Origin of the sequence: Fibrobacter sp. UBA3629 (assembly GCF_002374005.1) — a bacterium.
Taxonomy (GTDB): domain Bacteria; phylum Fibrobacterota; class Fibrobacteria; order Fibrobacterales; family Fibrobacteraceae; genus Fibrobacter.
Map to the genome: position 1 here is coordinate 21107 of NZ_DFLC01000041.1, position 22345 is coordinate 43451.

Consider the following 22345-nt stretch of genomic DNA (forward strand, 5'->3'; position numbering starts at 1 on the left):
GCTACAGGGAGAAAATCCGCCGCAAGTCACTCACCCTGTCCGTCACAGTCAGGGCGAGGCGCAAAAGGACTGCGGCCTTTTGCGGTGGGAGCCGTCCGGCACATATCCGGCCTGGGGCCAGGCGCTCGTTAAGCGTAACGAGCCCGTGGTGGATCCTCGTCGAGACCACCACGGGGATATCGATGCCGGACAGGGCTTCCGCCCAGCCACGGCTGAACTCGCCCGACCCAGCACCCGCAATCACGAGCCCGTCCGAAACGCTAGATGCATACAGGAGGATTTTCGGGTTCGCATCCACAGAGAAATACACGACGTTCACGCGCGGGAGCGAATCGAGCCCGGAGACATCGAAAAAATTCTGTTCCTTGAGCGCATTCCAGTTGGAGCCTTCGCCGGGATAGTTCACGCCCATGGGATTCATGGCGCTCGCGCTGCACTTCTGCACGCTGCGGGCATCGAAAAGTTCGCCACCGAAATAGACCCACACCTTGTTTTCGGGAGGGTCGTCATCCACGGCAAAACCGGCTGCAGCACGCACGGCACCAAGGAGATTCGCAGGGCCATCCGGATTCTTCGCAGTCGAAGGTTTCATCGCGCCCGTCAGGACAACCGCCTTTTCGCACTTGACGGTGAGACTCAGGAAATAGGCCGTCTCGTCCATCGTGTCGGTCCCATGCGTTATCACGATTCCATCGACCGACTCGTCTTCCTGCAGCTCCTTCACGCGGTTTGCAAGCGAAATCCATATTTTGTCTGTAATATCGTCGGAATTGATATTGCAGATTTCTTCGACCCGCACGTCCGCATATTCCAAAAGTTCCGGCACGGAGGTCACCAGGGTTTCGCCCGGAATCTGGCCAGAAACGTATCCCGTATCCTTGCCGCTCTCGCCGACGCCCGCAATCGTTCCGCCCGTCGTAAGGACAACTATCCTCTTCTTCGCCATCACATCACCTCTTTTATCAGCAAGTCCGTATCAACGCCGTAGAACTTTTGCAGGGCCTCGTCGACACTCATCGTGCGCAGGCTCTTGACAAACATCTTGAAATGCGAGAAGTCCGCATTCCGCGAAAGCATGCGTTCCACCATTTTTTGCGAATACCAGTACAGACGATTGGCCACGTCGGCATTCGGCTCCTTGACAAACGGTTCCGTGAGGGCTTCCTTCGAAGGAATCCCCCCAGCCGGACGTGGATTCCCCGTCCGCGAGCCGTCTATAACCTGCGCTATGCCCTCGTTGATCCACAAGGGCACCTTGGCATGCGTCATCGCCCGCACAAAGGAATGCGTGAGTTCATGGAAAAGAACCGGACGGTATATTTCGCGGTAACGCATCATCTCTACGGGTACACGGAGCTTTCCATCGTAAACCGCGCCAACCCATTCGGGCCGCGGCCCCATGCCCTGGTACTCGTTCGACCTGTAAAGCACGAGGCTCATCTTGTTCTGGGGCCTAAAATCAAACAGGCGGCAGAGGGAATCATAGGCGACTTCGAGAACCGCAAGCGCTTCCATCACATCGCTTTTCGAAGGATGACCCTCGAATTCTACGCGGAAATGCATCGAGCGCTCTATTCCAAGTTCTTCCATTTCGCGTATGAGCTGCGCCGACTTTTTCTTCAGGAAATCGAAATCGGGGGTTTTTGTCCCGATGCTGTCGACATAGCGGATACATTCCTCGTACCTTTCCTGCTCGTACAGGATGCCCGCCAGGTGGAGTTGCAGGTTCGAATCGTGAGGATCATCACACAAAAGGGCTCGGACGCTCTTCTCCGCACATTCCCAATTCTCCGATTCCAGGCATTCCGTGGCGTTACGGACGAGAGCTTCCCTACGCTCGAACTCGAATTTCTCGGCCCTCTGCGCCTCAAAAAAACGCCAGCCCGCATAGAGCAAAAGCATTGACAAAAAGGTAACGATTAAATTTTTCATTTCGGGAAAACCGCCCTGTCCAAAATATATATTTTTTTACAAACGGCCACTTCCCGTGGCCTTGGGACAGCAACATGACCATATACGACTACACAGATTACCGTGACATCATTCGGGATTTCTATCTCGAAAAGAAGAACGGCAACGGCCGGTATTCCTATAGCGTACTCGGGCAGGCCATCGGCCTCAACGCGAGCCACGTCTTCTGCATCGTCGAAAAAAAGAGAAACCTCCCCGTCCGCTGTGTTCCCGCCGTCAAGAGAATTTTGGGCCTTACCGGCCGTGCCGCACGCTACTTCGACTTACTCCTCGCCGCATCCCGCACCAAATCCGAAAAGACAAAGACCGAAATCCTTGCAAAGGCCTTCCTGCTGCGCGATGTCAAGACGCACAGCCTCGCCGACAAGGAACAGAAATACCTGAGCGACTGGTGGACCCCCGTCATCCGCGCCCTCATCGAGGTGAACCAGGGCAAGGTCGACGCGAAGGAGATTTCCGAAAGCCTTGAACCCTCCATCGAGGAGGATAAAGTCCAGGAAAGCATCGATATCCTGAACGAACTCGGATTCATACAGGACCTCGGGAACGGCCGCGTGAAACTCGCCGACGCCCATATCAACATCGCCGGAGAGCAGAGGGCGCAGGCCATACGCCAGTTCCAGGCCAACGTCATGCAAATTGGCGCCCGTTCCCTCAACACCATCGACCCGGCCGACAGAGATATTTCTACACTTACAATGGCTGTGGACCAACAGGGGTTCGAAGACATCAAGGCCATGATCCAGGAATTCCGCAAGGACGTCCAGATCCGGGTCGACAAGTGCGGCAAGCCAACCCGCGTGCTGCAGATGAACCTCGCCCTGTTCCCCGTAGCCTTCAATAAGAAGAAAGCAAAATAATGAAGTTCGCGTCGAAAATATTATTAGCGGCTCCCCTTGCGTTTTTCGCAGCCTGCACGAACTCCGGCACCGCCGGCAGCACGACAGAAACCGAAAACGCAATAGCCAAGGAAGAAGGCGGCACCGTCTCCATCCAGGTATTTAGCGGCACGGACAAGGCAGAAAAGGCCTCCTACAAGGTTCTACCCAGCTGGTTCGTCACCGATTCTACGGAAACCATCCATTCCGAAGACTACGCCTACATCGGCGAGACGGACAACCTCGGCAAGATTTTTATCGAAAACCACAAGGAAGGCTCCTACACCATCCAAATCGAGAAGGGCGATTCCGCCGCGGTGTTCCAGTACACGCTGAACAGCCTCACCAAGAACTACACCCTTTCCAAGGCGAACCTCCGCAAGCGCGGCGCCATCAAGGGATGGATTTCGCTTCCTGAAAACGCGACTCACGCCTGGGTCAACGTGGAAGGCATCGGCCGTATCCAGAAGACGGATTCACTCGGATTCTTCCAGTTCGATTCGCTCCCTGCCGGCAAGCTTTCGCTCAAGTCGTGGAGTCCAGAAAGCAACGAATGCATCGCCGACGCGAACGTATCCGTCGTCTCCGACGAGACAACCCATGTCGGCCATGTGCTCTCCCCGGCAAAGAAGGGCTACGTCCATTCCATGAAGTTCAAGCCCGTCGACCTCGTCTCCGACTGGATGCGCCCGATCAAAGCCCCCTACGTACTTGTCCTCCGACTCGATTCCACGAACTTCAAGTTTGCCGAAGCAAGCGAAGACGGCAGCGACCTGCGCCTTTACGCAAGCAACGGAGCCGAAGTCGAAATGGAAGTCGACGGCTGGGATGCATCCATCAAGAGCGCGACCGTCAACATCCGTCTCGAGAACCTGAAGGACACCTCCGACACCTGGACGCTCGAATGGGGCAACACCGATCCGAGCGACAGGGAGCCCGCCGATATCTGGAGGGACATCAGCGATTCGCTGTGGTACGACCTCAATACCGTCGAGATATTCCATTTCGACAGCGGGACCATCCGCAGCGATCTTCCCGCCCCCCTGACAAGGGACAACTGGTACATCCAATTCCACAAGAAGGATTCGCTGACCGATTCCGTAACGACTTCGTTCCTCAACTCCCTGAGCGTTCTCCAAAGCGATACAAAGGGCCGTTCCGGCAAGGTGATGCATATCGAATACGATGTCGAATACCCGGATATCGTCGTCTTCGGCACACGCCTCACCCGCCACCCGCACGACTGGAGCCGCATGGATTCCGTGGTCGTATGGCTGCGCGGCGACTGTGAATTCGAAGTCATCCTCGAATCCCTCGACGAAGATCTCAACTACAAGGCCTCGTACAAGGGCGAAGCCAAATCGAACTGGCAGAGGCTCGTGCTGCACCCCGAAGACTTTACCTACAAGCTCCGCGATTACCACGGCTGGGACATCACGCGCAACAAGATAACGAACTTTACCGTGTTCATGTACAACGGTTCCAATCTCTGGCTCGACAACGTCCGCGTCTACGGTATCAACCGCGACGACCTGCGATAAAAGCAAACAACATAAAGCAACGCAAAAACCTCGGCATAATCGCCCGGGGTTTACTATATTGTAAGCACAAACACCCTCATTGGGGTAAAAAAGGAGACAAAACGTGAAGTTCAAATCCATGGCTCTATTTCTGTTCATTTTCGCGCTCTTCGGCAATGCGTTCGCAGATGACGGAGATGTCAAATTATCCCCCTCCATCGCAGGCAAGAAGCTTTCCTTCCATGACAGGAATTGGTTCATGGGCGAACAGATTGTCGACGCCGATGTCGCCATCAACGCCATAAAGTCGAAAGAAGAATCCTCAAGTGCCTACAGCACTGCCATGGGATTCTACTATCCGGGTCTGGTGCTTGCCTATGCAGGCGGCGCTGCACTGGGATACGGAGTCGTAGAATGGATCTGGGGAGACGGAGACCTCGGCATGTACCTCACCCTCGGCGGTGCCGGAGTCATAGGAATCTCGCTTCTGCTCTCGCATATCGCAGACGGCTACATGCACGACGCCATCGACCTCTACAACAAGGGAATCGGCATTTCGGAAACATCGCTCCGCCTTAAGCTCGTCCCCACAGAACAGGGCGGAATCGCCGTGGCGCTTGCATTCTAGAGCCACCCTGCAGCTCGCTTTTTTCTAAATTTACCCGCGTTCAAAGAGCGCGGGTTTTTCCGTGCATTTTCAATCGGAGTTTACCATGGGTTTCAAATGCGGTATCGTAGGCCTCCCGAACGTAGGCAAGTCCACCATCTTTAACGCAATCACCAACGCCGGAGCCGAGGCCGCGAACTACCCGTTCTGCACCATCGAGCCGAACGTGGGCATGGTGAGCGTGCCGGATAGCCGCCTCGACGAACTCGTGAAGGTCTACAACCCGAAGTCCATCGTCCCCGCCGTTACGGAATTCGTGGACATCGCCGGCCTCGTGAAGGGCGCCGCCCAGGGCGAAGGCCTCGGTAACCAGTTCCTCACCCACATCCGCGAGTGCGAAGCCATCATGGAAGTCATCCGCTGCTTCGACGACGAGAACATCGTGCACGTGAGCGGCTCCGTGGACCCGGTGCGTGACGTGGAAGTCATCGAGACCGAGCTCATCCTGAAGGACCTCGACACCGTCGAGAAGCGCCTTTCCACCGAAGCGAAGAGCGCACGCACCGGCAATGCCGAAGCGAAGGCACGCCTTGCCGCCTGCGAACTTTTGAAGAAGACCATGGAAGAGGGCAAGGCCGCCCGCACCGTGATGCACGACAGCGAAGAGATGGAGCTCATCGTCAAGGACCTTGCACTCCTCACCGCAAAGCCGCTGTTCTACTGCGCGAACGTGAAGGAAGACGACATCCTCACCGGCAACGCCTATGTGGACCAGCTCAAGGATTACGCCGCCAAGAACGGTCACGAAGTCATCGTGATTAGCGGCAAGATCGAAGAAGAACTCTCTGCGATGGAACCTGCCGACAAGGCCGAATTCCTGAAGGAACTCGGCATGAAGGAATCGGGTCTCGACGCCGTGGTGCGCAAGGGCTACGAAATCTTGGGCCTCCGCACGTTCTTCACCGCGGGTGAAAAGGAATGCCGCGCCTGGACGTTCCACGCGGGCTACAAGGCCCCGCAGTGCGCAGGCGTCATCCACACCGACTTCGAACGCGGCTTCATCCGTGCAGAAACACTCAGCTATGCGGACTTCCTCAAGCACGGCAGCTGGAACGCCGCAAAGGAAGCGGGCCTCGTCCGCACCGAAGGCAAGGACTACCTGGTACAGGATGGCGACATCATGTACTTCCTGTTTAACGTGTAACTAAGATAAGTCGCGCAAAGCTTTTTCGCATACGTTCTCGTATGCGTGAGGTAAGCTTGCTTGCCGAAATTTTTTTCGTGTTTTAGGAGGGTCTTAGGGAGGGCGGAGCCTTCCCTATTTTCTTTTCGCTTTGAATTCTACGATAATCGGGCGGATGATTGCGGCGAGGTTCATCGCCGTTCCGATGAGAATCAGCACGGACGCAGCATAGATTCCAGCGCCCGGCTCCACATGCAGCACCTGCATGCCCATATTGACACAGGCGCGCCCTATCTGCGAGAAGAACGCCCATAGCGCAAACATCGAGAGCATGCCCATTGTCAGTGAGCCAAGCGCCGTAAACCAGGCAAAGGCAGCCGCGAGCACCAACGCGCCAACTATCCCGAACAGATGCGGAACCGGTTCCAGCTGCGGGAAACCGGGGAGCGATTCCTTGAACCTTTCCAGGGACTTCGGGTTGCTCTGTTCCATCTTCTCAAGGTAACCCTTGGCAGGCTCCTTCAGCGCTTCATGCATGTCGAGTCCGGAAGCAATCTCGTAGAACGACGGTTCCGCAATGACCTGCGTGTCGCCACACGATACCGTCATAAGCGGCATTAGCAACCCGAGAAGGGCCAGCAGGTAGGGAACCGAGATAATCTTCCGGAATAGCTTGAATCGCTTGTCGCTCTTGAGTTCTTCAGCGGCAGTCGCCATTAGCGTCCCTCAAAAAGTTTCTTCGGGAATACGCAGCGGAACCCGATGGCGTCGGACCAGTAGCGCGGATCTTCGTCATCGCTTTCCGTCAGGTTCTGCATCGATTCCTTGTCCTTCCAGGAACCGCCCTTGTAGACCTTGGTCGAACCCATCATCGCACCTGTCGGGTTAGAGGATTCCACCCAAAACGAGAACATGAAGTACTTGTCGCGGGTCCATTCGGCAACGTTTCCGGACATGTCGTAGATGCCCCATGCGTTCGGCTTCTTCGATGCGATAGGCTGCGGGCCGTAGGCAGGGCTCTTCTTGCCCATCTTGTACGAATTCTCGCGGTAGACGGCGTAATCGCCGACATCGCCGTCCTCGTCCAGGACCCAGATGGCGCCTTCGTTATTGTCGGCACGGCCGGCAAATTCCCACTGGGCTTCCGTCGGCAGGTCACCGCCAAGCATCTTGCATGTAGCACGAGCATCATCCCACGTGATATTGTGGACCGGCTTCGAAGGATTCTTGTAGACAGAGCGGTTCTTGATATGCTTGGTCGTATCCGGTTCGCGGAGCATGGTCTGGTCAAAGAGCTGCTGGCTCATCTCGGTCGTCATGATAGCGAACGGGGACATCTTGACTACGCGGCCCTTATAGCGGAAGGAACCCGAATCAATCAGAGCGACTGCGCCGTAGGTGTTGTCGCGGATAATGCGCGGAATGCTCATCTTGCTGAAGCCCGGCATATCGACATCCTTCGCATAGACGGTATCGTTCTTCTGCTGCGCGGCGACAGCCTTCGCCTTCGCTTCGGCGGCGGTCTTCTGCTGGAGAGCAATATCGTCCGCATCATACTGGTTCAGCCATTCCTGCACCTCCGGTTCGTCCACGATATATTCCGGCAAGATGAAGTCGCCCAGTCCCACCAGGTTCTGGCCATTGTATTCGAACTCGATGCGAGTGTAGCGGTAATGGTGGCGGCCAGTAATCACGCCGTCCTTACGGATCCACACCGGCTTGTTCTGCTTGAGGCTTATAAACACCTTGACTTCGCCCGCATGGTTCTGGAAGAGGGAATAGAGACTGTCAGCATTCATGCCCTTGGCCGTTCCCTTCCACATCACGTCGAAGCGCTGGCCATCCTGGCCGAACTTGAACTTGACTTCTTTCATGGGTGCCGACGCAGAATCGACGCCTTCCCCTTCGACCACCCTTTCACGGACGGGCTCAAAGGAAACAGGAGCCATCGTTCCACGGAGCGGGAGCGCCTGCAAGCTGTCGAGCTTTTTCTTGAAGGCCGTATTGATTTCGCTAACGCCCTTCATGTGGGAATTGCGCCACGCTTCTTTCGCCCTAAGACGCACGCCTTCATAAGCGGACCTGTAATTTTCATAAGTAGCATCGCCTTCGTAGAGGCCAACCGCCACAGCAGGCTTGACCTGGGGATAGCCCTTCGCAAAAGCGTTCGTATCCAGGATATCCACGACCTTCTGCAGTTCGGCGATGAACTTGTCATAGAGGATTTCCGTTTCTTCGAGGTTCTTGGCCGCCTTGACAGAAGCTTCATCCATCGAAAGTTCGACCTTCTTGTCGGCCTTGGAGGAATCAATCTTCATCAGCTTGGGCTGCATCACGAGAATTTCGCCGGACTTGACCGATCCGATATCCACCAACGGAAGAAAACCCGGGGCAGAGAATTCGAACACGTAGGCGCCTTCCTTGAGCGGATAAATTGCCTTCGGAAGCTTTTTCAACGGAGCCTCTTCGAATGCGGACTCGAGCCCCTTCACATCGCTCTTGAAGACCACGACACCGGGCAAGGCAGTCTCATTCAGAATCTGCCACTTGCCGTTCTTGATGAACAGGAGCTTCGGCACGCGGGGAGAATAAATGAAATACTTGTCGAAGTAGAGATCGTCCTCGTCCTGGAAAGCCTTCTTGTTCTGCGAAGCGTAGAAACGCATCTGGGCAACTTCGAAGGAGTTCAAATGCGCATCCTCGAGGCTAAAGGCGTGAAGTTTCTTGAAATTGTTGTAGTTCAGCTGCCCCGGAACCCACTGGTATTCCTTCGGACCCTTCTTGTGCCTCCAGTAGAGGGTATTTGTCTTCAGCGGGAAGACCGGCTTCTGCGAAACGAGGGACGGCCCCTTCATCTCGACAGCCATGTTCGCAATGGGATCAACCACGCTTCCGGTCGTAAACTGGTTCGGTGCGACCTTGAAATTCTTGTCGGCATCGGCAAAAGAAAGCGCCGGGACCAACAGCAATAGAGGCAGCAAACGGGCAAAGGACATAACTTCTCCTGTTAATTACTCACGGCTACAGAAAAAACCATAGCCCAACCATATTTAAAGATAACATCTTTGTAAGGACTTTGTTCGTGATTATTGGTTGTTTTTGCCCATTTCGAGCAAATATCCGCCCTTTTCGCCACCGACGGGCCCGAGTTCCACCTTCCAGTCGGCGAGGCGGATAATGTCCGGGTGGTGTTCGATGACAATAATGGTATCGCCACGGGCCGAAAGCTTGCGCAACATGTTCCAGAGGATCTGAATGTCCTTGAGGTGGAGCCCTGTAGTCGGTTCGTCGAGCAGGTAGACCATTTCCTGGGCAGGCTTGCGGGCAAGTTCCGCCGCCAACTTGAGGCGCTGGGATTCGCCGCCGCTGAGCGTGGTGACGGACTGGCCGAGTTTCACGTACGGGAGACCCACATCGCGCAGGCATTCCAGCTTCGGAAGAATTTTAGGCTGGTCCTTGAAGAATTCGCAGGCTTCGGCAACGCGCATGTCGAGCACATCGGCGATATTCTTGCCCTTGAAAGTAACGGTGAGGGTTTCCTGGTTGTAGCGTTTGCCACCGCAGACATCGCAGACTTCCCACACATCCGAAAGGAAGTGCATTTCCACCGAAATGGCACCGCGGCCTTCGCAGGCCTCGCAGCGACCGCGAGCCAAGTTGTAACTGAAGCGGCCATAGTCGAAGCCCTTCAACTTGGCTTGCGGCAGTTTGGCGAAAAGCCTACGGATTTCGTCAAACACGCCCGTGAAGCTCGCGGGCGTGCTGCGAGGCGTCCCCGAAATCGGGCTCTGGTCCACCAGCAACACTTCGCCGCTCTGCTTTTTGCGTCCACGGGCCTGGAACTTCTTCTTGAGGCGCGGGTAAATTTCGTCCATGACCATGGAACTCTTGCCCGAGCCAGACACGCCGCAGACAACGCTAATCGCGCCCTTCGGGAACTTTACAGACAAATTCTTCAGGTTGTTGTGATTCAACTTTTCGAATTCGTAGAATTCCGTGGAATCGGTAATGGGCTTTGCCGCAATCTCGTTCGCCATCGGGATGGTGTGCGTCAGGTACTTGACCGTTTCGCTGCGCGGGAACTGCTGCAAGGCATACGGCTTGGAAAGCTGTTCCGGAGAACCCTCGGCGACGACTTCACCGCCGAACTCGCCCGCCGCCGGACCCATATCGATAATATGGTCCGCCGCCTGCATCATCTTCATGTCGTGTTCCACCACCACGAGCGTGTTACCCAAATCGCGCAGGCGGTAAAGCGTATCGAGCAGCATGGCGGTATCGCTTTCATGCAAGCCCACCGTGGGTTCGTCAAGCACATAGAGCACACCTTCGAGGCCGCTACCAATCTGGCTAGCCAAGCGGATTCGCTGGGATTCACCACCGCTGAGCGTATCGCCCGCGCGGTCAAGGCCGATGTAGCCGAGGCCCACTCCCTTCAAGAAGTTGAGACGCCCGACAATTTCGCGGAGCAAAGGTTCGGCGACCGTCATCTTGCCGTCGGCATTCTTGTCGCCCTTGAAATTATCGCGCTTGAAATTCTCGTTGCTGAACCATTCGAGCGCCTGAGCGATGCTCATGTGGTTCACGTCCATGATGTTCTTGTCGCCGATGCGGACCGCCAGATATTCCGGTTTCAAACGTTCGCCATGGCAATCGGGGCAGACTTCGCCATCCTTAAAGTGACCGAGGCCAAGGCAGGTTTCGCAAGCGCCCCAGTGCGTGTTGAAACTGAAGTGTTTCGGGTTCAACGCCGAATCCATGTACCAGCCGCAATTGGGGCAACCCGGCTTTTCGGAGCAGGCCAAGCGACCGCCCTTCTCGTCTTCCACATACAGGATTCCGTTACCGTCGCGGTAGCCGCGTTCAAAGGCTTCTACCAGGCGTGCGCGGTTTTCTTCCTTGACCACCACCGTATCGACGACGGCAAACAGTTGCTTTTCACGGGTCGGAATTTTCGGCAGCGGGAGTTCCACCAGCTTATCGCCGAGGTAAACCTTGCGGTAGCCTTTTTCCGTGAGAATCTTGGAAAACTTCAGCACGTCCTTGATTTCGAACGGGGCAAGAACCGTGACCTTCTTGTTCAGGTCGCGATCGAAGGCGTATTGCATCAGGTCGCCCGCGCTGTACGAAGACACGGGCTTTCCGCATTTCAAACAATGCGGGGTGCCGACCCTCGCCCAGAAAATGCGGAAGTAGTCATAAATTTCGGTGAGGGTCGCGACCGTACTGCGCGGGCTCTTGCTCGCACTCTTCTGGTCGATGGCGATCGCCGGCGCCAAGCCCGAAATGGAATCGATGCTTCCATGATCGGGACGTCCGAGGAATCGGCGGGCATACGTGCTCAAGGTTTCCACAAAGCGTCGCTGGCCTTCGCTAAAGAGCGTATGGAACGCGAGGCTCGACTTGCCGGAGCCCGAAACGCCCGTCACGACCGTAAGCTTGTGGCGCGGAATCGTCACGTCGATGTTCTTCAGGTTATGCTTGCGGGCGCCATGCACCTCGATATCCAGCGACAAATCTTCGCCGCCCTTGAGCGTACGGTCAAAATGCTGATTTTCGCCGTGCTTTTTCGCAAGCACCGGCGCGAGATACTTACCCGTCTCGGACTTCTTGCTCTTGGCAATCTGTTCCGGCGTACCTGTCGCAATCACTCGCCCACCGTGGATACCCGCATCCGGGCCCAAGTCGATAATCCAGTCGGCACACTTGATCACGTCCAGGTTATGTTCGATAATCACGACGCTGTTGCCGAGGCTACGCAGACGATTCAGGCAATCCATGAGCTTGCGGATATCTTCGAAATGCAAGCCCGTCGTCGGTTCGTCGAGCAGGTAAAGCGTCTTGCCTGTACCCGGGCGACGCAGTTCAGAAGCAATTTTAATGCGCTGCGCTTCACCGCCGCTGAGCGTTGTCGAAGGCTGGCCCAAGGTAAGGTAGCCGAGGCCCACTTCCACAAGCAAATTCAGCGGTTCTGCAATCTTCGGGATGTCCTTGAAGAATTCCGCTGCATCGGCAATGCTCATGTCCAAAATTTCGGAGACGTTCTTGCCCTTATAATAGACTTCGCGCGTTGCATCGTTAAAGCGCTTGCCGCCGCACACATCGCAAGTCACCTGCACGCTGGGCAAAATGTGCATATCCACAATTTTCACGCCCGCGCCTTCGCAGGCATCGCAGCGGCCGCCCTTCACGTTAAAACTGAATCGGCTCTTGCTGTAACCGCGAATTTTGCTTTCCTCCATGCTCGCGAAAAGGTCGCGGATATCGTCCCAAATCTTGGTATACGTCGCCGGATTGCTTCGCGGCGTGCGGCCAATGGGCGTCTGGTCGATTTCAATCACCTTGTCGATGTTTTCGAGGCCTTCCAGATGGTCGAACTTGCCTACCGGTTCTTCGGAATTGTAGAACACGCGGGCCAGTTCGCGGCGCAAAATCTGATTAATCAGCGTACTCTTGCCGGAGCCCGAAACGCCCGTCACCACCGTGAGCGCACCATCGAGCGGGATTTCAACATCAATGTTCTTCAGGTTGTTTTCGGCGGCACCGCAAATCTTGAGTTTCGGCGTATTCTTGTCAATCTTCTTTCGCTTCTCGGGAATCTCGATTGCCTTACGGCCACTCAAATAAGCGCCCGTCAGCGACGCCTTGTTTTTCTCGAGTTCCTCGACGGTTCCAGCCGCAATCACGCGACCGCCTTCCACGCCGGCACCCGGCCCCACGTCAATCACGCAGTCCGCATGGCGCATGGTGTCTTCGTCGTGTTCCACGATAATCAAGGAGTTGCCCTGCGCGCGCAAATGCTCCAGCATCCCGAGCAACTTATCGTTATCGCGCGGGTGGAGCCCGATGCTCGGCTCGTCAAGTACGTAAAGCACGCCCTGCAGGCCGGCGCCCACGGCGCTTGCAAGCCTGATTCGCTGCGCCTCGCCGCCACTCAAAGTAGAAGCCTTACGGTTAATCGTCAAATAACCGAGCCCCACCGCATTCAAGAAAGAAAGTCGCCCACGGATTTCCTTCAGAATTTCCTTGCCGATTCGCTTTTCCTTCTCGGACAAGTCGAGCTTGTTGAAAAATTCCACCGACTTCTCGACGGACCATTCCGTCATCTCGGTCAGGTTATGCCCGTGGAACGTGACCGCATTCGCCGTGCGGTTGATACGCGTGCCGTGGCATTCGGGGCAAACGCCAATCTGCATGTACTTGCGGAAGTGATAAATGTGCCACATGTCCCACAGTTCCTGCATAATCGGGATAATCCCGCGTTCCGATTCGCTCGGCGTTCCGTAAAGCACGGCATCCTGTTGCGCCTTCTTGAGCTTGTTCCACGGCGTATCCAGCGAAAAATGCATCTCGTTCGCGATGTTCCTCAAGTTGCGGCGACCGAAGTCGCTGAAAATCAGCGTACCGTCATCCTTCTTGATGGTCGCGATGCAGCCTTCCTTGATGGACTTCGTCTTGTCTGGGATAATCAAGTCCAGGTCGAACTTGTAACTTTCGCCCATACCCTTACAGGCGGGGCAGCGGCCCTTCGGGTCGTTAAAGCTGAAGAACCGAGGTTCCAGTTCCGGGATGGAGATGCCGCACTTGGGGCAAGCGAGCAGCGTTCCCTGCAAGCGATATTCTTCCTTGGCCGACGCATTTCCAGACTGCGACGCATCCCCCGCACCTGCAGAACCGCCCGCCGACAGCAAGAAACTCACCAACTTTCCGTCGGTCAATTTCAGCGCGCCTTCCAGCGCCTCGCGCAGGCGGCTCATATTCTTGCGTTCAAGCGTCAAGCGGTCAATCACCGCTTCAATCGTGTGCTTCTCGTAACGCACGAGCGCCGGGACATCTTCAAGCCTGTAAATTGTGCCGTCCACGCGGGCACGCACAAATCCGTTTTCCTTGAGTTCGGCCAGTTCCTTGCGGTATTCGCCCTTGCGCTCCTGCACAATCGGGGCCATCACCGTAATCTGCTTGCCCTCGTCGCTCACATACAAATTATCGACAATCTGGTCCACCGTCTGCGCCTGGATCACGCGCCCGCAATCGGGGCAATGCGGCACGCCCAAGCGCGCAAAAAGCAAGCGGTAATGGTCCAAAATTTCAACCACCGTACCCACCGTCGAACGCGGGTTTCGGTTCACCGTCTTCTGGTCAATCGAAATCGTCGGCGAAATGCCGCGCACGCTCTCCACCTCGGGGTGTTTCATGCGGCCGATGAACTGGCGCGCATACGCCGAGAGCGATTCCACGAAACGGCGCTGGCCTTCCTGGAACACCGTATCGAAGGCGAGGCTCGACTTGCCCGAACCGGAAACGCCGGTTACCACCACGATGGAATCGCGGGGAATGGAAAGGTTCACATGGCGGAGGTTATGTTCGTGCGCATCGCGGATTTCGATAGACTTGGTCATGCCCCAAATATAAAAAAAGACGGCCTAGCCGTCTAAAAAATAGTGAACAAATGTGTATTTTCCGCCAATCGACTTACTTGCGACGGAAGTAGACTCCCTGACACGCATCCATGAACTTAATATCGAAATGACTTAGGTTGCCCCAGGCCTGACCATTCTTGTAATGAGGAATGTACTTGCCGAGCAACTCTCTGGTAATGTGCATCCATTCCCCTTCGCCGATAAAGCAGAAATAGTCACCCTCTTCAAACGATTCATACGTCATGGATTCTTCATCAAGGTTTGCGCCCACATCCTCAAAACCACTGACGCTACCGCCATTGTCGATAACTTCCTTCAGGCTGTCGAGTTCCGTCTTTTCAGAACTGTCGACAACCTCCATGACATCCGTTCCAACAGAAAAGTTTCCGGAACCGTCATCGACCGTTGCCGTTCTTATGCCACTCGAGGAACTGGATTCGTCGTCCACCGCACTGGACGAGGACTCAGCAACATCGCCGGCTCCACCTTCAGAACTTGCGACATCCGAACCTGCGGAACTAGATACACCACCTGCAGCGCTAGACAACGACTTGCCAGAACCGGAATCCGAAGAAACCTTGACGCTGCTGGAAGAAACCGGCTTCGAGGCCGAAGAGACCTTGGCATCCGAGGAAACACCCTGAGAAACCTCTTCGTCTATCACGTTACCCTGGTCATCCACCAGGCCCTGGCCCACGAGATCGTCATACTCGTCCTGGCTATAGACCTGCCCATCAGGAGTAATCACCTGAATAGGGGAATCCGAAGAGCATGCGATAAGGGCCGCAACAGGAAGCGCCGCAGCCAAACCCCACCATTTTCTTCCAATATTTCGCATAAAATTTACTCCTGTTGAAATCAGAAGTAATATAATCTATTTTGTAAACAAAAGTCAACAAAACAGGCATAAAAGACCAAAGGGGTGCGTTTCCGCACACCTTTCACCAGGCTCACTTCGCAAAGTGAATCTGTCGCCCCCTTGGGGAAATCACTTCAGCACAATCTTCTCGGTCAATTCCAGATTGCCCTTGACCTTGAGCAGGTAGCTACCGGACTTTACCCCGCCGAAATCGATGCGTCCAGCGGCATAGCCACTACGGACCACGTTGCCCTGCATGTCGAAAAGTTTGTACTGCACGTTCTGCCCAAGTCCGTTCAAGGTCACCAATCGGCCCAACACAGAAATCGATGCAGACGAAACGGTTTTCAATCCACTAAGTTTGGTGAAACATCCAGGACCACCACACGGCGGACATTGCGCATGTCCATCGCCATCGGACTTGCATCCGGATCCGGGCCAATAATCCTTAACTGTCTTTCCGCCCTTACAAGTCCCTTTGGGACCGACCTCGAAAATACGAAGTTCGCCATCCATCACAGACGCACCGCCATTGATTGTAAACATGACCGACCGAGCCGCCATGAACGCCTCCATGCAACTGGCAACTTTGTTAGAATCAGCAGCCCACGTCGGCTGAGCAAAATCCTCGATTGCCTTGTCAACCGTCGTCGGCTCTAAAGCCTTGGGAAGCTTCGCAAAACATGGGGTGTTGCCGGTTTTGTCTGTAATGACCTCAAGCCATACTTCCATATCTGAGGTATAAGTAGCACAAAGCCCCCCGATCGACGAAATGTCGAGCCCAGGGTCGCCCATTTGAACTATATTGAAGCCGAACTTGACGAAGTTGTAAGGATATTCTTCTGTTTGCCCCGTAGTTGTCGGGTCTTCCAGACGGTACTTGACAGCCAAGTAGCCGAGACTGTCAATCATCGGAGCAATCAACGAGCCGTTATAACCCGTGGTGTCGTACGGATACGCGATATAAGACCCACCATGGTCATTCTTGCGGTCATCAAGATCATACCAATAACTGCCAAGTATTCCTGGGTCATGCGAAAGATTTTCTGGATTAGGGGTACTTATCCACAATTCTGCATCAGTTCCATCGAACCAGATTTCAGGATTCACATACTCTGCAAACGCAAACGACGCTACAACGGCCATACCAACAGCAAGAACTTTTGCTTTCATAGACTCCTCCGTCTCTAAGGATTGGTGATCCCAATACCATCCTTGCCGAAAATATAACTTTCTTTTCGAATAAAAGAAAAATTTTTTCAAAAAAAACTTTCCGACTTGGAACATGCCCGGCGACCGGCCAAAAGTAATAAAATTGTAAGTTTTTTGACCTTAAGCGAACACTTCCCTATATTCTACATAATTCTATTATTAAGCATCTTTTCGAGGATCTATGAAACTGAGCAAGTACCCCAGCGTCTTCGCGTTCCTGTTGTTCGTCTTTTGCAGCATTTTTGTGCAGATGGGCCTGTTCGTCCACTTCCAGCGCTGGCTGTCATTCTCATTCGAGGGGTCCGCGTTCTGGTGGCGCAGTATGTTACTCCAGGTCGCCATTTTTGCCCCGAGCATATTCATGATGCCCGCGGCAAGCTACTTCGCAGGCCACTTCCACAAGGGTCGCGTGATGGCATGGTCATCCGTGGGGATGCTGGCCTCCGTCATTGCCATTGTCGTGTGCTACGTGGCCGGCGCCGAATGGGTCGCCTACGGTCTTCTCGGCCTCTACGGCATTTTCCTCGCGGTACTGAGCCCCGCAAAGCTCGGCATCATGAAGGAGATGGTCGAAAGCGAAGACCTCGTAAAAATCAACTCCTGGTACATGGTGCTCTCCGTCCTCGGCACGGCGGGCGCGGCGTTCTTCGCCATGGGGCTTTCGGGCAGGCCCGATTCCCCCGTAAGCATTGACCTTACTCTCTGGATTTACCTTGGACTCAGCGTCGTCGCGACCATCGCCGGGTTCTGCATCCGCGTCGGAGCACACCACGATTCGCTCAAGCTTCGTTCCCCGATGCGCAACTTCTCCGCCACCTGGAGCCACCCCATCGTGCGCCTTTCCATCCTCGGGCTTTCCGCGTTCTGGGGCGTGACGCAGATATTCCTCATCCTCATCCAGAACATGACCGACATGCTCAACACGGCGGTCATTCCCATCTCGATGTTCATCGTCACGCTGGGCTACGTCATCGGCGCCCTGTCGGCAAGCTGGGCATCCAAGGGATTCGTCGAGACCGGATTCATCCCCTTCTCGGCCGCCGTATCGGCTGGCACGATGGTCGCACTACCCTTCGTACACAACGACTGGCTCCAGGGCATCCTCTACGGCATCATCGGATTCTGCGCCGGCTCCGCATTCGTCATCCTCCGCACGGTCATCCAGAGTTTCACGCGTCCCGACACAGCAGGCCGCATCCATGCCGTCGCCAACTGCATCCAGATGGCGTTCCTCGTGCTCATCATGGGCGGGCAGACACTATTACTCATCTTTACGCCAATAACGGTCGACCACTGCTTCATGATCCTCGCGGTCATCCTGGCGCTGACCTTCATCACGAACCTCAGGCAGACCCCGATGGCCCTGCTGCGCGCGGCACTGCGATTCGCATTCGCTTTCGTATTCCGCTACCGCGTCAAGGTGATGGGCGTGCAGAACATCCCCGAGACGGGCCCCCTCCTCCTGGTGGGGCCGCACTTCAGTTTTATCGACTGGGCCGTACTCCAGATGTCGAGCCCAAGGCCGCTCCGCATCGCAAGCAACAGAAACACGTTCGCCGACTGGTACCTGCGCTGGCTTTCGCACGGAAAATTCGTCATCGACATCAACAGGCGCGACCCGGCCCCCGCCATGGAAGAAATCCGCAAGGCGCTCCTGAATGGCGAAGCTGTCGTCATCTTCCCCGAGGGCGAAGTCTCGAAAACTCCCTTCGTTTCGACATTCTCCCTCGACTACTCCAAGGCAATCGAGGGTACAGGCGCCCAGATTGTGCCGTTCTACATCCAAGGGCTCTGGGGCAGCCGCTACAGCCAAGCCTCCGAATGCGTCAACCGTCCGCAATCCTTCAACCGCGTCATCAGCGTCGGATTCGGGAAGCCGCTCCCCACAGACGCCAGCGAGAAGCAAATCCGCAAAGACCTGCAGTTCCTCGCCACCGACATCTGGAACATGGCGATGGACCACTCCGAATCGATTGTCCCGCTCTGGTTCAAGGCCATGCGCAAACGCCGCAGCCGAGTCATCCTTATCGACCCCGCAGGCAACCACGTGAGCGGCTACGGAATGATTCGCCTCTGCCACTACTTCGGCAAGAAAATCCGCTCCGTCGCAAGGAACGACCAGAACGTGGGATTCATGCTCGCGACCAGCCGCGACGCGGCACTCGGCATCATGTCCATCCTGGGCGCCGGAAAGACCAGCGTGAACCTCAACTATTCCTCCCCCGTCGACACCATCCTCGGCTGCATCGAGAAGGCCGATGTTTCCACGGTCGTCACGACACGCGCGTTCTACGAGAAAATCTGCGGCAGGAACCCCGCGTTCGGGCAAATTGCCGGGAAATGCAAAATGATCTACCTCGACGAGGAAGAAGCGAAGATTACCACGTTCGACCGTATCTTCTCAACGTTCATAGTCATCGCGACTCCCAAGCCCATCCTCCGCAGGCTCTGGTTCACTTCCGCCAAGCTTTCCGACGATGCAGTCATCCTCTTCAGTTCCGGTTCCGAAGGTTCGCCGAAGGGCGTGGAGCTCACGCACAAGAATGTCATCTCGAACGCGCAGCAGGGCGACCACATCATCAAGCTCCGCCGCACCGACGTAATGACGGCGCTCCTGCCCCTGTTCCATTCCTTCGGCTTCACGCTCACGTTCATGATGCCGCTTCTGGACGGCGTTCCCATGGTGCTCTGCCCCGACCCGACCGACATCAAGACGCTCGCCCGCGTGTGCGCCCAGTACAAGACGACCATCCTGATGGGAACCCCCACATTCCTGCGCGCCATCGTCGTGAGCCGCTGGGTCCACCCCATGTGCCTCGATTCGCTCCGCTACATCATCGCAGGTGCCGAAAAGCTCCGTCCCGAGATGCGCGAGACATTCAAGCTCAAGTTCGGAAAGGATATCTACGAAGGCTACGGCTGCACGGAACTCACGCCGCTTGCCACGCTCAATGCCCCGAACGCACTGCTCGACGACTTCCTCACCCTCGAAAAGTGCTGCGACCTGTCGAGCATCGGCATGGGAGTCCCGGGTTCCATCGCGGCAATCATCGACCCCGAGACCAACGAGTTCATGCCGCAAGGCGAAGAGGGCATGCTTGTCGTGTCCGGCCCGCAGGTAATGAAGGGCTACCTCAAGGATCCGGAAAAGACGGATTCCGTCGTCATCGAGATCGACGGCAGACGCTGGTACAAGACGGGCGACAAGTGCAAGCTCACCCCCGACGGGTTCGTCCAGATTCTCGGCCGCTACAGCCGGTTCGCGAAACTCGGCGGCGAAATGATTTCGCTTACCGCCGTGGAGCTCCGCATTGCCGAATCGAAAATCCTCGACAACATGGAATTCGCCGTGACCGCCGTCCCCGATTCGGTGAAGGGCGAACGCATCGTGCTGCTCGTGAATGGCGACTGCGACGTCGAGGAAATCTCGCGCAGGCTGCGCAAGTCCGGAATTCCCCCGCTGATGCTGCCGGGTTCCGTATTCAATGTCGAAAGCATCCCCAAGCTCGGGAGCGGCAAGTGGGATTTCAACGGCATGAAGAAACTCGCCACCGAGCTCGTGGAAAACAGGAACAAATAGCCAGTAGACGAATCTATCGCCAAATCTGCATCAAAATGCGATTTTTGAGGCATCCACACTTGACGGAAGCGCACTTATAAGATATATTTGGCATCACTTACGGGGATATAGCTCAGTTGGTAGAGCGACAGGTTCGCAATCTGTAGGTCATGGGTTCGACTCCCACTATCTCCATGAAAAGAGGACGGTTCATCCGCCCTCTTTTCTTTTCCCCAAAATCAGCATCAAATGCTGCGCTAGATGTCGAATTTCACCCCGAGTTTCACTTCGTTCACGAGGCTGTTGTCGGGGAAATAGTTCTTGAGGCTGTTGGGAAGCCAGTAATGCAGGTAGAGCTGCTCGAAGCCAACGTAAAACGTGAAAATGTTCGGGTTCCATCCGAGCGAAAGGCCCCACGAGACAGAGAACTTGCGCATTTTCTCGTATTCGCTAGACGCGCCATCCACCAGGAACGCGTACAGAAGGTTCATCTTGGATTCCAGGGAAAGCCTGTTCCGGAACCGGTACGAAATCTTCGAGCGGACCGTAGGGCCAATCCAACGGCTCATACGGTATTCCATTTCCACATCGGAAGTTTCCGCCTGCGCCATCTGTTCTAGCCAGTCGGCGTAGGCAGCATCCATATACGATTGCAGGATGCCATTCCTGGAATCGGCGCAGACTTCCTCGCCATGGTCCCTGACGCACTCCCCCCAGAAATCCGTAAAGGGGGGCATCGTCCCGGGAGGCATGCTTCCGTCGACGCACATTCCGAATTCGTTCCGCTCGCAATCTTCCGAGAGCTTGTCGACATAGCCGATGACATCGGCGAGGGAATCGGCCTCGTACTTAACACCCGCATAGACCTGGCCGTTCAGACCCAGCGGCACAGTCCGGTGCCACGTCGCATAGACGGCCGCAGTCGTATTCCCGCCCCAACGGGTATAGCCCCAAATCGCGGCTCCGATACGCTGTTTCTCGAAGCGTTTCGCATCGAACTCGAACCATAGGAACGCGGCGGGTTCAAACTTATCCATGTCGTAGATGTTGTATTCCATGCCAACATCGAGCATGAGGCTTTCCCCAACAAGGGAATACTCAATCCCGGGCACCAGCATCCAGGTACAAGTGTCCAGCACGGGGACGTTGTCCGCAAAAATGCGGTCCATCGCAAAAGAGAGGCCAAAGGAGTGGATCCAGTCGCCCACGTTCCAGTCCAGGAACGCGTTCAGCGTCAGGTAAGCATCTCCGCCATATCGGGCGCTCGAATCCGAAGCGGAAAAATCATCGTAGCGCAGGGCATAGCCGCCCACATCGCCCTGAAGACGGAACGAGACCGAACTGCCGTCACGGGAGATTCCCAGGGCATCGTAGTATTCGTTCACAATTTCGCGGATTTCGTCGGTATATTCTCCGCCGATATCGATGGCGCGTTCAAACAACGAAAGGGAGCCGGAAACATCCCCGGCTTCTTCTGCCTTCAACGCCTGATAATAAACCTCCTCCTGGGTCTCGGCCAAGAGGACAGACGAAAGCAATAGCAACAGAACTACTGCGATTTTATTCATTTCGGAGGCATCGGACCCCAGCCCCACCAAGGAAATGGCATGAAGCCGGGATTGCCCCGCATCGGATTCATTTCGGGAGAATCAGCGCGTTCCGGACGTTCAGCCTCCGGACGACGCTCGCGAGGCTCTTTTTGATGCTTTTTCCCTTCGAAGTGAGACTCTTCGTTCCGATTTTTCGAAACCTTCTGACGTATATCCTGCTTCTCGACGTTGGAACTTTCCCTCAACCTGGAGAGGATCTGTTCCCTCGCCTGCTTTCTTTCTGCACGTAGCTTTTGCCAGTCTGCACTTTCCTTAGCGCCCAAATCCGGGGTTCCTTGCGAAACTTCCGTCCTTTCGGCAGGGGTCGGAATGCTGGACTCCGGAGCAGCAAGGCCATCACGGGCGAACGAGAGCGCCGCCGCGACGAGAACCATTGATATGAAAGTCAAGCGTTTCATACTCTTTCTACTGCAAAAACCGTGCCAACATCCCTTTAGGCTTTCTTTCTAGGTTTTTTAGCCACCTATCGTCAATAATATAGATAAAATGCATCCAAAAGCAAAGTAAAAATTGATACCCATTGTCC

Annotated in this window: 14 protein-coding genes and 1 tRNA gene; 6 read left to right on the forward strand and 9 right to left on the reverse strand. The window is 55.4% G+C overall.

Annotation, left to right across the window (positions count from 1 at the left end; translation table 11 throughout):
* Position 1 precedes the first annotated feature (1 nt).
* Positions 2–946: an asparaginase gene (locus B2310_RS12550; protein ID WP_290732155.1), complete on the reverse strand. Its 945-nt coding sequence runs from the start codon at positions 944–946 to the stop codon at positions 2–4.
* Positions 946–1902, reverse strand: a complete 957-nt coding sequence (locus tag B2310_RS12555; protein ID WP_290724127.1) for a hypothetical protein — start codon at positions 1900–1902, stop codon at positions 946–948. The genes B2310_RS12550 and B2310_RS12555 overlap by 1 nt, the downstream gene beginning before the upstream one ends.
* A 104-nt stretch (positions 1903–2006) precedes the next feature.
* Between B2310_RS12555 and B2310_RS12560 the strand changes: the two genes are divergently transcribed.
* The 4 genes from B2310_RS12560 (at position 2007) to ychF (ending at position 6180) form a co-directional block, all read left to right on the forward strand.
* The gene (locus B2310_RS12560; protein WP_290732157.1) at positions 2007–2831 is read left to right on the forward strand and encodes a TIGR02147 family protein; all 825 of its coding nucleotides are present in this window, start codon (positions 2007–2009) and stop codon (positions 2829–2831) included.
* Positions 2831–4390 carry a hypothetical protein gene (locus tag B2310_RS12565; protein WP_290732160.1) on the forward strand — a complete coding sequence of 520 codons (1560 nt, stop codon included), beginning with the start codon at positions 2831–2833 and terminating at the stop codon, positions 4388–4390. Before B2310_RS12560 ends, B2310_RS12565 begins: the two co-directional genes overlap by 1 nt.
* Positions 4391–4493: 103 nt before the next feature.
* Positions 4494–4997, forward strand: a complete 504-nt coding sequence (locus B2310_RS12570; protein ID WP_290732163.1) for a hypothetical protein — start codon at positions 4494–4496, stop codon at positions 4995–4997.
* 85 nt (positions 4998–5082) lie between these two features.
* Positions 5083–6180, forward strand: coding sequence for a redox-regulated ATPase YchF (ychF, locus tag B2310_RS12575; RefSeq protein ID WP_073113791.1), 1098 nt, complete (start codon positions 5083–5085; stop codon positions 6178–6180).
* 114 nt (positions 6181–6294) lie between these two features.
* On the opposite strand, the gene B2310_RS12580 is transcribed toward ychF, so the two are convergent.
* From B2310_RS12580 to B2310_RS12600, 5 genes are all read right to left on the reverse strand, one after another.
* Positions 6295–6876, reverse strand: coding sequence for a hypothetical protein (locus tag B2310_RS12580; RefSeq protein WP_173364944.1), 582 nt, complete (start codon positions 6874–6876; stop codon positions 6295–6297).
* Positions 6876–9155: a formylglycine-generating enzyme family protein gene (locus tag B2310_RS12585; RefSeq protein ID WP_290732169.1), complete on the reverse strand. Its 2280-nt coding sequence runs from the start codon at positions 9153–9155 to the stop codon at positions 6876–6878. Before B2310_RS12585 ends, B2310_RS12580 begins: the two co-directional genes overlap by 1 nt.
* 90 nt (positions 9156–9245) lie before the next feature.
* The gene (gene uvrA / locus B2310_RS12590) at positions 9246–14558 is read right to left on the reverse strand and encodes an excinuclease ABC subunit UvrA (protein WP_290732172.1); all 5313 of its coding nucleotides are present in this window, start codon (positions 14556–14558) and stop codon (positions 9246–9248) included.
* A gap of 73 nt (positions 14559–14631) precedes the next feature.
* Positions 14632–15417: a hypothetical protein gene (locus tag B2310_RS12595; protein ID WP_290732174.1), complete on the reverse strand. Its 786-nt coding sequence runs from the start codon at positions 15415–15417 to the stop codon at positions 14632–14634.
* Between the two features lie 150 nt (positions 15418–15567).
* On the reverse strand, positions 15568–16611 hold the full coding sequence (locus B2310_RS12600; protein ID WP_290732177.1) for a T9SS type A sorting domain-containing protein: 1044 nt from the start codon (positions 16609–16611) through the stop codon (positions 15568–15570).
* Positions 16612–16831: 220 nt separating this feature from the next.
* Between B2310_RS12600 and B2310_RS12605 the strand changes: the two genes are divergently transcribed.
* Positions 16832–20230, forward strand: coding sequence for an MFS transporter (locus B2310_RS12605; RefSeq protein WP_290732179.1), 3399 nt, complete (start codon positions 16832–16834; stop codon positions 20228–20230).
* A gap of 101 nt (positions 20231–20331) precedes the next feature.
* Positions 20332–20404: transfer RNA gene (locus B2310_RS12610), tRNA-Ala, on the forward strand.
* A 62-nt stretch (positions 20405–20466) separates the two neighbouring features.
* Here B2310_RS12610 and B2310_RS12615 read toward each other — a convergent pair.
* Both B2310_RS12615 and B2310_RS12620 read right to left on the reverse strand, forming a co-directional pair.
* Positions 20467–21777 (reverse strand): hypothetical protein, encoded by a 1311-nt coding sequence (locus B2310_RS12615; RefSeq protein ID WP_173380922.1) that lies wholly within the window; start codon positions 21775–21777, stop codon positions 20467–20469.
* Positions 21774–22217 carry a hypothetical protein gene (locus tag B2310_RS12620; protein WP_290732184.1) on the reverse strand — a complete coding sequence of 148 codons (444 nt, stop codon included), beginning with the start codon at positions 22215–22217 and terminating at the stop codon, positions 21774–21776. Before B2310_RS12620 ends, B2310_RS12615 begins: the two co-directional genes overlap by 4 nt.
* Between the last annotated feature and the right edge of the window lie 128 nt (positions 22218–22345).

Excerpts from the sequence above, each read along its gene's own strand:
- B2310_RS12565 (WP_290732160.1), top strand. The coding sequence starts at position 2,831 with ATGAAGTTCGCGTCGAAAATATTATTAGCGGCTCCCCTTGCGTTTTTC.
- B2310_RS12600 (WP_290732177.1), bottom strand. The coding sequence starts at position 16,611 with ATGAAAGCAAAAGTTCTTGCTGTTGGTATGGCCGTTGTAGCGTCGTTT.
- B2310_RS12550 (WP_290732155.1), bottom strand. The coding sequence starts at position 946 with ATGGCGAAGAAGAGGATAGTTGTCCTTACGACGGGCGGAACGATTGCG.
- B2310_RS12620 (WP_290732184.1), bottom strand. The coding sequence starts at position 22,217 with ATGAAACGCTTGACTTTCATATCAATGGTTCTCGTCGCGGCGGCGCTC.
- B2310_RS12615 (WP_173380922.1), bottom strand. The coding sequence starts at position 21,777 with ATGAATAAAATCGCAGTAGTTCTGTTGCTATTGCTTTCGTCTGTCCTC.
- uvrA (WP_290732172.1), bottom strand. The coding sequence starts at position 14,558 with ATGACCAAGTCTATCGAAATCCGCGATGCGCACGAACATAACCTCCGC.
- B2310_RS12580 (WP_173364944.1), bottom strand. The coding sequence starts at position 6,876 with ATGGCGACTGCCGCTGAAGAACTCAAGAGCGACAAGCGATTCAAGCTA.
- ychF (WP_073113791.1), top strand. The coding sequence starts at position 5,083 with ATGGGTTTCAAATGCGGTATCGTAGGCCTCCCGAACGTAGGCAAGTCC.
- B2310_RS12585 (WP_290732169.1), bottom strand. The coding sequence starts at position 9,155 with ATGTCCTTTGCCCGTTTGCTGCCTCTATTGCTGTTGGTCCCGGCGCTT.
- B2310_RS12555 (WP_290724127.1), bottom strand. The coding sequence starts at position 1,902 with ATGCTTTTGCTCTATGCGGGCTGGCGTTTTTTTGAGGCGCAGAGGGCC.
- B2310_RS12605 (WP_290732179.1), top strand. The coding sequence starts at position 16,832 with ATGAAACTGAGCAAGTACCCCAGCGTCTTCGCGTTCCTGTTGTTCGTC.
- B2310_RS12595 (WP_290732174.1), bottom strand. The coding sequence starts at position 15,417 with ATGCGAAATATTGGAAGAAAATGGTGGGGTTTGGCTGCGGCGCTTCCT.
- B2310_RS12560 (WP_290732157.1), top strand. The coding sequence starts at position 2,007 with ATGACCATATACGACTACACAGATTACCGTGACATCATTCGGGATTTC.